Source organism: Marinilabilia sp. (assembly GCF_016278715.1).
GTDB lineage: Bacteria > Bacteroidota > Bacteroidia > Bacteroidales > Marinilabiliaceae > Marinilabilia.
In genome coordinates, this window is record NZ_JADQBH010000175.1 from 1 (window position 1) to 12,561 (window position 12,561).

Sequence of the window (12,561 nt, forward strand, 5' to 3'; positions counted from 1 at the left end):
CCTTTACCCGCTTGGATTCCAGAAGCCGGTAAATCTTTTGTTGCTGTTTGTGCGCAGGACTTTCCATATTATTTTTTCTTTTCAAATTTCAATATTACGTCTACACCCGATTCTTTCACATCACCCTGAGTGAGACGAAGAAAGAGATTTCGGGTTACCTCATATTCCAGCGTAATGGTTTGCGGAGTAAGGGATTCGTCCTCGTTCTCGCCAAAACCCCGCTGATAAGTAACAAACAAGTTGTTGGTAATATATTTCCCCACCATAAATGTAGCACTTTCCCAGTTATCACCGGCTTTCACTTCTACCATGTCAAGATTAAAAGTATTTCCTATCGTTTTTGTCAGTTGGGAAGATACCAAACCTGACAACATGGCCGATGGAACATTTCCGGAAACCCCTTGCTGGTTACCAAAACTCAGCTCGTCAAACGACTGATTAAAAATAAGATAAGCCATCGCATCCCGCTCAGTAATAGTTGTCCCATTGAGGGTAAAAGAAAGAGTTGGTTCAAAGGCCGTGCCAGCTGCCTTCATTATTAGTTCATTTTTCTGTTTGTCTTTTCCCCTGAACTGGTAAGAGGCTTCAACATTCACCCTCGGGTTGATCTCTCTCCCCCCCTGAAATGTCAGGTCACCTTGCTGAATAATTAGTTTCCGTCCGTACAAAGTATAGTAACCTCTGGAGATACCCAGCGACCCAAAAATTTCGAAATAAGTACTGTTTTTCAATAAATCAAAATCCCCATACAATTCCAGGTTCATATCCTCCGATTTGACCCAGGTATTTCGGGGAATCTGAATATTCATTCGTCCGGTAAGGTTTTTCATCATATCGTTGGAGGGAATAGTATCGCGAAGGGAAATTCGCACAGTATCTCCTTTTTCAGGGAGCAAACTGTCTGTTTCCTGCTTCTCCAGCGCCCTCACCAGTAAAGGTTGATTGATGTCTGACGAACCTCCCATATCCAAAAGGGCCGGCAAATAAAACCTTGAGCGAAGAATTGTCAGGTCACCTCCAAATTCCGGAATCTGATCCTTTATGCGCAACCAGGCATCTGAATTGATCTGGATTTCATGGTTCCGGTGACGAGAAAGGAAAAATTTATTTGCTTTTAATGAGACATCTGCATCAGATAAATTACCGGAAACGAAGGTTGAATCAAATGCCATATTGCCTTTTACCAGCAAATTACCTTTCTCACTGCGGGCAAAAAGAGAATCAACCACCACCCTATTGCTGTCAAGATTTACAACCAGCTTCAAATCGGAGTATTTGACGCCATAAGCCGGCCAGGATAGCCCGCCATTAGTAACTCGAACAAATCCTTTCATTACAGGACTCACCAAATCTCCTGAAATCTTTACATTCATATTCAGTAATGCCTTGAATAGCTGCTCATCGCCATCATCGAACACAAAAAAAGCAGAAGGTCTGATGTTTCGGCCCATCACCTCACCATTGATAGTCTTGAGAGTTGAAACCATCTGGCTGTCGGTGAGGTTAATATTTACTACTGAGAACCCATTTGCCATAATGGAGTCATCCTGTATGCTTTTTATCTTTAGAGAAGCCCTGAGTGTATCTGCAAAGTGCGATAACCCAACATCCAACTGCTTTACCCTTAAATCATAAGCCTCCAGACTATCCACACGCAGCTTTAAATCAAGAGAAGGGCTACTCAACGGCCCGTCGGCCAAAATCTTCAGCGATGCCACTCCTGAAACAGGAAGTTTCTGTTGCATTATTTTACCTGCCAAAGACAAGTCAAAATTTTCAACAACGGCACTCATTCCGACAGAATTCCTCAACAGGTATTCACCTCCGGCCAGAAAACTGAATTCCGGATTCTGATGTGCCACCATCTGCAATGAGTCCATCGCAATTCTGGTGGAGTCTATTATTACTTCAGGACCCTTCCCAACCAAAGAAAACTGCTCGAAAGAAGTTGCTATATCCAGTTTTGGAATCTGGAACCTGAAGGGCATCTTCATATTTCCAAGCACCCGGCTACTGAGCGAGATAGAATCTGGCATCCAGAGGTTCAGACTGGCATCCCAGGTATCTTGTTGCATATCAGCATCAAGAGTGAGTAAATCTGCTTCCTGCCCGGAGGCTTTAATATCTTTTAAGGCAAGTTGTCCATTTCCCGAGAAACCATCAGGAGACAATAAGCCTGCACCCAAAAAATTCAAAGAACCAACCGTGGCAATGGTATCATAAGCCAAAGAATCAGATTTCATCAAAATATCTACCAGAAGAGAATCGGCTTGTCCGTTAGCGGTTCCACTCATTTTCAAAGAATTCCACCGGGCTGGCTGCACCACATAAGACTTAAAAGCTGTCAAATCATGCAAAACAACATCAAACACGGATGTTATGGTTCCCTTATCGCCATAACTGCCTTTGGCCGACAGATTTAGTGATGAATTCTCGAGCTGCAAGGTATCCAGAACAACCTTACCTTTATGAATCCGACCCGACATAAACAACGAGTCCACAGGTACGCGGGCGGCAACGGAGTGATGCATCAGAAAAGAAAACCCGGCATTCAGGGACTCAAAATCCTGCCCCGTTCCCCTGGCCTGCAAACTCATGTTAAGTAAGGTACTATCGCCCCATTCGGGCAGAAAGCGATCTGCCGGAAAACGTTTCACATTCAGGTTAAGGGTCACAGGAGAATTCTCTCGCTTTAGATTACCAGATGCCTTCAGGTCAAAAGTCCCCAAATCAACAGTAAAACGAGTGTGAACATCGGTTTTCCCGTCGAGAAAACTACCATCCAGACCAAATTCATTAAACCGATACTGGTCCCATTGTGTTCCCGACAAATCACCGTTGAGTTTAAGTGGCTGCTGACTTCCGGCCAGTCCGTTCCCGGAAATCTGAAGTTCTCCATTGAGCACAAGCGGCAGGTCTGACAACAACAACCACTCCTGCGGGTTCATATTCTGAAAAATGAGTTGGATATCCAGATTCGATTGATTCCGCAATGAATCATTAAGAGCATGGGTAAAGTTAAACACCGAGCCGTTGAGGCTCACCATTTGATTCTGATGAACAACTTCCAGATTAATACTCAGATTATTTCCCTTCACATCTGCCTGAAGGCTTACCGTTGGTGTCACTCCCAACCTAAAATCCGGCAATATCCATGCAAACTCTTTTAATTGGATTGGATCTGTCGCCAAATCTCCTGCAAGAGAATCCAATCCGGCATAATTTCCGGAAATGTCGAAGCGATTGAGAGACGTCACCAAAGCCAAATCTCTCACTGTCCATACAGACCCATGCTGCCCCACCAAAACCTGAAAATGTCTTATGTCAGTTATTCCATCCGGAGTGGTAAACCCCAGGTGCCTCAAATCCACTTCCATTTCCCCGGAGCTATAACGGCCCCCCACTTCTAAATTCAATCCGGAAATGTATTGCGGAATCAGCGTGTCGGACATCGACACATTGATGTGGCCATCACTTAGGGTTAAAGAGCCCAGGTTAAAAGTCATTCTCATCGGGCTTGAGGCACTATCAGGTTCTTCGTCAGAAACAGGAAAGATATCCTGAAAATTCCAGGAAGAATCGGGGTGTTGTACCAAATTTACAAGAGGTCGCTCCAGTTCGATGGAAGAAACCGAAACCCGTCCATAAATCAGCGGCCACAAAGAATAACGCAATGCCAGCCGATCGAGAGAAAGAATGGTGTCCTGCCGGGTTTTCCCCACCCACAATCCCTTAAGGGTAAGATTGGTGAAAAAACTGCCTTCAACTTTCTCAAGAGTTACTTCACCATCCAGCTGTTCATTGGCAATTTTAACTGCCTGTTTGCGAACAATCCCCCTAAACACTGAGGTTTGCGTAAAAAGCAGTAACATCAACACCAGAACCACCAGTCCGGTAAAAAAGTACAATATGTAACGTAATACTCTGTGCATATTCAATTAAATGGAATCGCTTGTTCTTTTCTTTAAAAAATCCAATGCTGTCCGGAAAAATCTCATATCCCGGTTTAGCTTACTTCATCACGCCACCGAAAACAGCTTCCTGCAACAACCAACCAATCAGTAAATTAATAGTTTGCCCCCATTCGGAAACCTAATTTAATTTTACTTTTTCCTCCCCTGTTTTGCTCACGGGATAATTCAATTTGGCCCCTTCCAGGGACATCCGGGAGTCGCATCCCAAAACCACACCAGGTATCCGTATATTAAATGGTCTATTTTTACAATACTTCGTTAAGCTTTCTCAGACGCCTGATTACCAAGTGGTCGCCTACGCTTCAACTATCTGACAATAAAACTTTGCGTCTCTGCGTTTAGACCTTTTTTTATCGGTGCATTGGGCTTAAAAAGCATGACCTATATTGAGATGAAACTGCCATTTTCCGGTATCTCCAAAAACCGGACGGGCAAAGTCAATCCCAACCGGGCCAATGGGAGTGGACACGCGCACTCCGGTGCCGGCAGCAAAACGAATTTCATCAAATTTAAAAGTATTTGCATCGCGCCAAACATTTCCATAATCCAAAAACAACACCATTCCAACAGGCCCAAATATCTTAATACGCGGTTCGACACTCCCTTCCAATACGGAGTTACCCCCAATGGGAATCTCATCCCGATCCAGAGGACCCAGCATTTGTCTGGGCCATCCCCGAACCGACTGGCTACCACCGGCAAAAAACCGTTCTTCGAAAGGAGTAACGGTTCCCCCCCCCCAGGGACGAATACTGCCAACCTTTAACCGCATGGCCAGCACTAATCCACTCCGGACAGGCTGATAGCGCTTCACCTCAAACAGATATTTAAAAAAGGGATAAGCTGAATCAAACAAAGAACTGTTGGCTCTGGTATTGACTCCCAGTGACCAGCCATCAGTTGGGTCGAAACGGGGATTAGCGGTGTAATACAGGAGTCCCAGCGAAACACCATTTTTGGAGTAAGTGGACTGATTCAGGTCCCGGAGGGAACGCTCAAAATCGGAAGTAATTTCAATATCCACGCGCTCGAAATAAAGCGATACAGACCCGGTCAGATAGTCACTGAAATTCTGATGAAGTGACAAATCACCACCCCAGATAAAAGATTCAAAACCCCTTTCTTTTCTTCGCCTGACCATAGGCTTAAGTTCCAGAGAGGACCTGGGGCCCAGGATAGACGGCTTAGTAATTTTAGCCTCAAAGCGGTAAGGCTCCAGAGCAGAATGTTTGGCATAAAAATTTGAACGCATAGTAGGCCCCGGAAAATTAAGATACCCCACATTCACAAAAGTTCTGAACTCATCTTCCCGGCCATAACCCAAGCCGAAACGGGTTGTCCAGCGGGGGGCTTCCTCTAAAGTCAGTTTAAGAGGAATCGTTTCCAGTTCCCGATTTGTAAGTCCGGCCTGAAGAGATGCAATCCTAAACAATCCCAGCTCATAAATTTGTTTCTGGGATTGAGCAAGTTGTCCGGAACTATAAACATCACCGGCAGCTATTGTCATCTGTTTTATGATGGCTTTTTCAGGGGTTCTTTCCAGGCCTTCAATAGTCAACTCTCCAAAACGGCACGAAGGCCCTTTTTCGATATTCCAGTCAACAGCAGCCTTCATGGTATCCCGGGAAAGAGAAATTTCGGGCTGAACATCCACATAAGCAAACCCCAATGAAGAAAACCAGGAAGCTATAGCCTCCTGATCGCCACTGACATTTTCGTCACGAAACCTCTTCCCTTCGGTTGTCTTAAGGGTTTTCTTTTCTCTTAGCCAGGCCCCGTCCATTAATATAGAATCCTCCTTGCCGGCGGCGAAAGTAAAAAAATCGACATCTCCAACCGTTACCGGTTCTCTCTCCACGATTCGAATCAACAAGTCCACCTTATATTTTCGGGGACGTATCTCCAGTTCGGGTTCCTTTATTTGAACATGCAGATAACCTTCGGACTGATAAAAAGCTTTCAGCTGGGCCTTGTTCATTTCCCAGGCTTCCGCACTGTAATAGGACGGTTGCTGTTTAAAAAAGAGTTTTCCTATCCAGGAAGCTTTATTGAAACTGATTTTTTCCAACAGCTCCCCATTATCAAAAGCCTTATTGCCTCTGATTTTGAGCTTTCTAATTTCCGCGTTTTCCTGAGAATAACCGGAAAAAACGACACAAAGAAACAGCACCGGAAATACCAGTTTAAAAATATTCCATTTCAAATTATCAGATAATCCCAGATTCCACATACTATAAAAGCAATCAACATGAACACAAAGTTCAATACAACTAATAAGCCCGGCCTAAAAGGCTCTTTTATTACCTACTCTCTTTATTTTCATTGTCTCAACTTTGACAAAAATATACCTTTTTATACTACCCTCAATCATTTCTACTGAAGCATCAAAAAAAACTTACGGGATATTCTGTCACTATGACTAATCCTGAAATGAAAAAAACAGGATTAAACTCCATGAGATATACTAAACAATACCCGAACCCTAAACCAAAGATCAACAAACCCTTTTTATCTCCCATCTTTTTAGTATGTTTTTTTCTGTTTTAAACCCACCAACCTTGGTTATTCTCCAAGCAACTCCCTGAATTAAAAAAACAAAACAACACCTAATCAAGTATTTAAATCAAAGGTGTTTAGCCACACAACTGTCATCCACAATAAAAAATGATGATAAAAAAGAAAAAGTCGTGAGAATCTACCATAAATTTTTTATGTTTGTAACATACAATATATATATGTTTTCATGATTTCAAAAAATTTTAACTACAGAATCTCAAACTCTTCTTTGTGTATGTGTATGTTGTGTACAACAAATCGCAAACACAGAGGAAGGCTTGTATGCATATAACAAGCATCACCAGATTTAGCAAAAAAGGCCTTCTCACAAAAAGAAGGCCTTTTTTGTTGAATTTACACCAGAAAAAAATCATTCTCCAACCTCAAAAGCCAATAGCTATGAGCACAAAAATCAGCAAAAAGGACGTCAATCAAGGTCAGAAACAAGCAAAACAGCATCTGCACAATGAAATAACCAGCCTCCGTCAGCAAATTGCAGAATTTCCGAAAAATAAAAGTAAGGTGATTAAACTCAATGCTCTCCGAACTTCGATGGGTATTTTTAAACACCACGGCCGTAACACTTACAAAATTCGCTTCAAATCCGGCGGGGGAGTGACCTCCACCCAACAATTGACCATAGTGGCCCACACTGCACGACAATATGGCTCCGGGGAGATTCACCTCACTCCCCGTCAGGAAATTGAAATCCTGAATATCCCTCTTGAAAATACACCCGGCGCTCTGGAAAATCTTCAGAAACATGGACTTGATATTTCACGTCATGATAACAACATACTCAACATAACAACTTCTGAAGATGCGGGCACCTCATACCAGGAAAAATTTGACACAATACCCCATGTCCTCACTCTGAACAGGATTCTGAATAACAAATCAGAATCTTCCCTTTCTCCCATCAAACTCAGAATAGGTTTTGCCAGTGATTATCGCGACAACAGCCTTGCGCGCTACAACGATATAGGCTTCATCGCAACTACAAGAGAAGGGAAACGAGGGTTCAGAGTTTTCATTGGAGGTGTGTCGGGCTCTTCGCCAGCAGCAGGGTATTTGCTATCCGGCTTTTTGGAAGAAAAAGAAATTCTTTATGTCATCGAAACTGTAAAACGCATCATTCAGGACAATAACGAACTGGTACCGCGTAATGGAACTAACCTAAGATCTGTCATTGATGCTCTGGGCAGAGAAAAAGCCTTTAAACTATTCGCCTCTAACTACCTGAAAATAAGAGGCGAAAAAAACAACAGATTAAACCTTAAGGAATTAAATTCTTCTGCAACAAACTCCCAGAAAACCAGTAATATCAACTATCCGCTTCTTTCACGCGAATGGGTGTACCGCTATGTCAGAGATCAAAAACAGTCAGGACTCTTTTCCGTGGAACTACCTCTAAACAAAGGAAGAATCAGTGCTACAAACATTGAAAAACTGGCCGGCTTCCTTGCCCCTTTTGGAAATGATGTCATTCGTCTGAGTATTCATCAACACCTTTTCCTAAGAAATATTCCCGGAGTACAATTGCTTCCCCTGCAGAATTTACTAAAAGAGATCCGCTTACAAAACAATGAGCGTAATTCCGACAATCCACATAATAATGGGTTCAACATTCCGGAACCTACAAGAAAAACCGTAAATATTTAGTTTTACAAGAAAAACAACAAACACTGAATTTCGTTTCTCTGCTCCAAGTTTGCCTGCGGTTGTTTGTTTTTCTAAATATTATGAATACCTCAGAATAAAAAGAAGTACGACTAAATCAATTATGAAAATTAAAATAACATCTCTGATCAAACAAACACCACCCATTGTTGGTTAATGTAAAAATATATTGCCGTGGAACTTAAAAACAAAAAAATAGCTGCCGTAATAAATGACATTTTCGAAGATCTGGAATTATGGTATCCGGTTATCCGCTTGCGGGAAGCAGGCGCAGAAGTCGTCCTGGCCGGGGAGAAATCCGGGAATCAATATACCGGAAAAAACGGATTGCCTGCAAGAGCGGACATTGGCTATGATGACCTGAATGCCGATGAATTTGATGGCATAATTATTCCCGGCGGATATGCACCCGACAAAATTCGTAGATACCCAAAGGTTCTGGAGTTTGTAAAGCAAATGGACGATTCCGGTAAACCCATTGGAATTATCTGCCATGCAGGTTGGGTAACCATTTCGGCAGACATTCTGAAAGAACGCCAGGTTACCAGTGTAGGTGCCATTAAAGACGACATGATTAATGCAGGAGCAAACTGGGTTGATGAGCCTGTTGTGACGGATAAAAACCTTGTTTCAAGCCGTACTCCCGATGATTTACCTGATTACATGAAAGCATATCTAAATTTGTTGAAGTAAGCAAGTTTACCGATTACAAAACATAAACACAGAAGTAAGTGTCGTACATTAATTAAAAACTAAAAGAACTTTTATGAAAAAGACATTGTTTTATTCATTTTTCTTCGTAATGGCCTTTATGTTAAGTGCTTGTGGCGGAAAAACCAATGTAGTTGATTCCGGAACCTACGAAGGAACCATTAAAGAAGTCGAAGCTGAGAAAACTGAAATCTACGTGGAAACCAGCGACGAAAAAACACTGGAACTTTACTTTACTGAAGAAACTAAGTTAACCCAAAACGGAACTGAGGTTCCCTTTTCAACATTGGAAGAAGGGCAGAAAGTGGAAGTTACAGTAGAGAAAGTTGGTAAACGACTGGATCCAAAATCTATCAAAATCTTAGAATAGCGATGGCGCAAATACCAGATTTCTGGCGAACAGAGATATGGCATCCGTTAACGGTTCATTTTCCAATTGCTCTCCTGGCATTTGCAACTATTTTTCTTATAGTCGGTTATTGGTTCAGGAAAGCCCATCCAACTTTTACCGGACAGATTCTTTTAGTTGCCGGAACTATTGGAGCATGGATTACTGTCTACACCGGTGGGCTGGCAGACGGAGTGGTGTCCCGTCAGATATGTGACCCCACTGTTCTGAAAGCGCATGAGAACGGAGCTTTTACTGTTGCCTGGCTTTTTTCCGCAGCATCAGCACTGGCCATCATCGAATATTTTGGGCTTTTCAGGAAATTCCGCAATCTGTTAATAATAGGGATAATTGGCCTTTCAGTTACCGGAACCGGATTTCTGATTTATACCGGGCACCTGGGTGCAACCCTGGTTTACCAGCAGGCCGCGGGAGTATATACCCCTTCGGAAGATTGCATTGAGTTTACAGAAACCGATTAAACGAGATTGTCTTAAAAGTAACAAATTGAAGAGAAAATGAAAGCCAATGCTTATCGACGGAAGCATTGGCTTTCATTTTTTTACACACACTTGTCACACAAAAAAGAAACAGGGACTTCATAAACAGCTTGTTCTTTCTAACCACTCAAACTGTCCGGAATTCACTAATCAGAGGATCCAATCTTTTCTCACAAACCACCTCCTATCACCTCCAAATCCGGAATTTCAACACTTCACCAAACTTTTGTAAATAATCAAAAATAAACCACTTTAAAAAACTCCTCACCTCAACCCCAATCACTTGTATACAAAAGACTTGTGATGCATTGACTTTAAATTTAAATTCTATTTCAACGAACTATTCTTTTGTCAATCTTGTTGCCAAACCGTGGAAAACCAGGCCATGCAATGGAAATACTGAATACCAGTACAACCGTCCCAATAACCCTTTAGGACGAAACGTTGCTGTTTGAATCAGGTGATTATCCTTTATACGGAATTCCAGCCATGCTTCTCCCGGCAATTTCATTTCTGCAAACAACAATAAACGTTTATCGGCTTTATCAGCATACAATACGCGCCAGAAATCCAGTGTATCGCCAGCCTGAATGTCGTTAACATTCGTTCTGCCCCGTCTTAAACCAACCCCTCCAAAAACCTTATCAATAAATCCCCTCAAATTCCAAAGCCAGGTAGCATAATACCAACCGGTTTCACCCCCAATACGCCATATCTTTTTAATACATTCATCCGTGTTAAAAACAGGTTCCATTCTGACATCTTTGAAACACCCAAATTCAGGCACTTTTAAATACTCCGAAATTTTGAAATCCAATCTTCCGCTAACGGTTGAATCTTTCCAGCTTGAAACGATTTCATTTTGCTCAGTTTTCCTAAATGCCTGCCTGATGCATTCTTTATAGGACAATGGATTCAGATTTAGCAGCTGATTTATTTCATCATCTTTAGCAACAACCTCAATTTTCATACTGTCAACCAAAGAAGAAGCGAGTTTGTATGATGTAGAAGTAATAAAATACAACCAATAAGAAGAAATCCTGGGAGTCATTACCGGAACAATCCAAATATTTCTTTTTAATCCGCGAACCGCTGCAAACTCCAGGAGCATCTCTTTGTAAGTAAGAATTTCGTTTCCCCCGATATCGTAGCTGTTATTGAATGTTTGTTCGTTATTCAGGATGCCGGTTAATACTCTTATGACATCCGAAATCCCGATGGGCTGACACCTGGTATTTAACCATTTCGGGGCCACCATTACGGGCAGTTTTTCCACCAAATCACGAATTATCTCAAAAGAAGCACTTCCCGACCCTATTATAATGCCTGCCCTTACGGTTGTAAGTGCATAGGTTCCTTTCCCTAATTCAAATTCCACATTCTTCCTTGAATTAAGGTGCTTAGAAAGTGTTTGAGAATTTACAATCCCACTGAGGTAAATTACCTGTTTTACTTTCGTCTGATTAACCGCCTCTCTGAAGTTGATGGCAGATTGTTTCTCCAGTTCATCATAATTTTTTGAAACCGACATTGAATGAACAAGATAATAAGCGAAATCAATATCATTCGGAATATTTTCAAGGGTGGCCACCTTATTTAAATCCACCTCAATAACTTCAATGCTCCCTTTGACCGAATCCTCCGGATGAAATTTTCTTTTATCCCGCACACAGCAAACCACGTAAAACCCCATTTCCACCAGAACAGGCAAAAGCCTTTTCCCAATGTATCCTGTTGCACCGGTTAATAATACCTTCATCATAACACAATTTATAGAACACCGTGTTTCGGCATACTTTCAAACAAAAGAAATTTTATTCAAATCCCCGTTAAAGCCACCTCAAGGTAAAAAGAATCGTGACAAAATGTGCAGGTTAATATATTTAGATTAGGTTATGGCCGTACATTAACAATCATACGACGATAAGCATATAAATTGGGTCGGCCGTTGTCATGAATCTCTAATATTATATAGATGGTCTTTCCACCCGCATCCTTTGGAATTTCAAATTTAACTGCGGTCGAGGAACTGCTCTGAATTGTTACAGTTCGGGTATAAGAAACATGTTCCTCATAAAAAGACCAGGAATAAACTAATGAATCGCCATCAGGATCTGTTGACCCGACTGCATTTTGTTCGATTGTTGAACCAACTGTTGATGTAATGCTTAATACCTGCCGGGTTTTATCGCCATTCAATACGGCAACAGGGTGGTGGTTGGCTTCTTCGTAGTTGTTGGTAATGTTCCAGTTCATCCGGGCAGCAAAATCGTTATTTATAACCTTTGCTCCACCTCTTTATCGACTCGGTACCCTCTTCACTGTTTCCAAACATATAGTAAAGGTCAAATTTTGATTCTCCCTCTTTCTCAATTTTAGGCACTTCAGACATACTCCGAACACCTTCTCTTTTAGTGAAACTGAAGCGACCTCTCCAGCCACTCTGATCAATTTGTTCAGGATCATTCAGGCCATTTGGATACACAGGCATGAAAGCAGGCGTGTCGCCTTCTGTGGCCCTTTGGGTGTCGGGGTATCAACCGCTTTAATACATCGTTTTGGAAAATCAATCAATGCACTCCAAGCGAATTCAAATATAATACCACTAACAAATAAAAAACAGCCACCGCCTCTCAACGCCCTAAATATCAACTCCATCACTAATGGCATAAGGAAATTAGGATGCGGGTTGAGCGTACACAAAAAATTGAAACGAAAAGTCCCCGTAAAAATCCTTCCTGAAATTGCTCCT

Annotated in this window: 10 protein-coding genes; 4 read left to right on the plus strand and 6 right to left on the minus strand. The window is 42.0% G+C overall.

All coding sequences use genetic code 11. The features are described from left to right. Positions 1–68: 68 nt before the first annotated feature. Both QZZ43_RS11240 and QZZ43_RS11245 read right to left on the minus strand, forming a co-directional pair. On the minus strand, positions 69–3,932 hold the full coding sequence (locus tag QZZ43_RS11240; protein ID WP_291859154.1) for a translocation/assembly module TamB domain-containing protein: 3,864 nt from the start codon (positions 3,930–3,932) through the stop codon (positions 69–71). Between the two features lie 409 nt (positions 3,933–4,341). Beyond that, entirely contained in the window at positions 4,342–6,204 is a 1,863-nt protein-coding gene (locus QZZ43_RS11245) for an outer membrane protein assembly factor (protein ID WP_291859157.1), read from the minus strand. Between the two features lie 725 nt (positions 6,205–6,929). Here QZZ43_RS11245 and QZZ43_RS11250 point away from each other — a divergent pair. The 4 genes from QZZ43_RS11250 to QZZ43_RS11265 all read left to right on the plus strand — a co-directional run bounded on the left by QZZ43_RS11250 (position 6,930) and on the right by QZZ43_RS11265 (position 9,791). Beyond that, the gene (locus QZZ43_RS11250) at positions 6,930–8,192 is read left to right on the plus strand and encodes a hypothetical protein (RefSeq protein ID WP_291859160.1); all 1,263 of its coding nucleotides are present in this window, start codon (positions 6,930–6,932) and stop codon (positions 8,190–8,192) included. Between the two features lie 192 nt (positions 8,193–8,384). Then, a complete protein-coding gene (locus QZZ43_RS11255; RefSeq protein WP_291859163.1) occupies positions 8,385–8,903 on the plus strand; it encodes a type 1 glutamine amidotransferase domain-containing protein in 519 nt (172 codons plus the stop codon). A 73-nt stretch (positions 8,904–8,976) separates the two neighbouring features. Next, positions 8,977–9,291, plus strand: coding sequence for a hypothetical protein (locus QZZ43_RS11260; RefSeq protein WP_291859166.1), 315 nt, complete (start codon positions 8,977–8,979; stop codon positions 9,289–9,291). Positions 9,292–9,293: 2 nt separating this feature from the next. Further along, positions 9,294–9,791, plus strand: a complete 498-nt coding sequence (locus QZZ43_RS11265) for a DUF2231 domain-containing protein (protein ID WP_291859169.1) — start codon at positions 9,294–9,296, stop codon at positions 9,789–9,791. Between the two features lie 358 nt (positions 9,792–10,149). Here the strand turns inward: QZZ43_RS11265 and QZZ43_RS11270 are convergent, their stop codons facing one another. From QZZ43_RS11270 to QZZ43_RS11285, 4 genes are all read right to left on the minus strand, one after another. Continuing rightward, positions 10,150–11,568 carry an SDR family oxidoreductase gene (locus QZZ43_RS11270; protein WP_291859173.1) on the minus strand — a complete coding sequence of 473 codons (1,419 nt, stop codon included), beginning with the start codon at positions 11,566–11,568 and terminating at the stop codon, positions 10,150–10,152. Between the two features lie 134 nt (positions 11,569–11,702). Then, on the minus strand, positions 11,703–12,065 hold the full coding sequence (locus QZZ43_RS11275; RefSeq protein WP_291859175.1) for a hypothetical protein: 363 nt from the start codon (positions 12,063–12,065) through the stop codon (positions 11,703–11,705). Positions 12,066–12,081: 16 nt separating this feature from the next. After that, positions 12,082–12,300, minus strand: a complete 219-nt coding sequence (locus tag QZZ43_RS11280) for a hypothetical protein (protein WP_291859178.1) — start codon at positions 12,298–12,300, stop codon at positions 12,082–12,084. Beyond that, positions 12,276–12,561: hypothetical protein (locus QZZ43_RS11285; protein WP_291859179.1), on the minus strand; the 286-nt coding region annotated here is incomplete at its 5' end. The genes QZZ43_RS11280 and QZZ43_RS11285, both read right to left, overlap by 25 nt.

Coding starts and splice junctions, on each gene's coding strand:
- QZZ43_RS11240 (WP_291859154.1), bottom strand. CDS start 3,932: ATGCACAGAGTATTACGTTACATATTGTACTTTTTTACCGGACTGGTG.
- QZZ43_RS11260 (WP_291859166.1), top strand. CDS start 8,977: ATGAAAAAGACATTGTTTTATTCATTTTTCTTCGTAATGGCCTTTATG.
- QZZ43_RS11265 (WP_291859169.1), top strand. CDS start 9,294: ATGGCGCAAATACCAGATTTCTGGCGAACAGAGATATGGCATCCGTTA.
- QZZ43_RS11280 (WP_291859178.1), bottom strand. CDS start 12,300: ATGCCTGTGTATCCAAATGGCCTGAATGATCCTGAACAAATTGATCAG.
- QZZ43_RS11245 (WP_291859157.1), bottom strand. CDS start 6,204: ATGTGGAATCTGGGATTATCTGATAATTTGAAATGGAATATTTTTAAA.
- QZZ43_RS11250 (WP_291859160.1), top strand. CDS start 6,930: ATGAGCACAAAAATCAGCAAAAAGGACGTCAATCAAGGTCAGAAACAA.
- QZZ43_RS11275 (WP_291859175.1), bottom strand. CDS start 12,065: ATGAACTGGAACATTACCAACAACTACGAAGAAGCCAACCACCACCCT.
- QZZ43_RS11270 (WP_291859173.1), bottom strand. CDS start 11,568: ATGAAGGTATTATTAACCGGTGCAACAGGATACATTGGGAAAAGGCTT.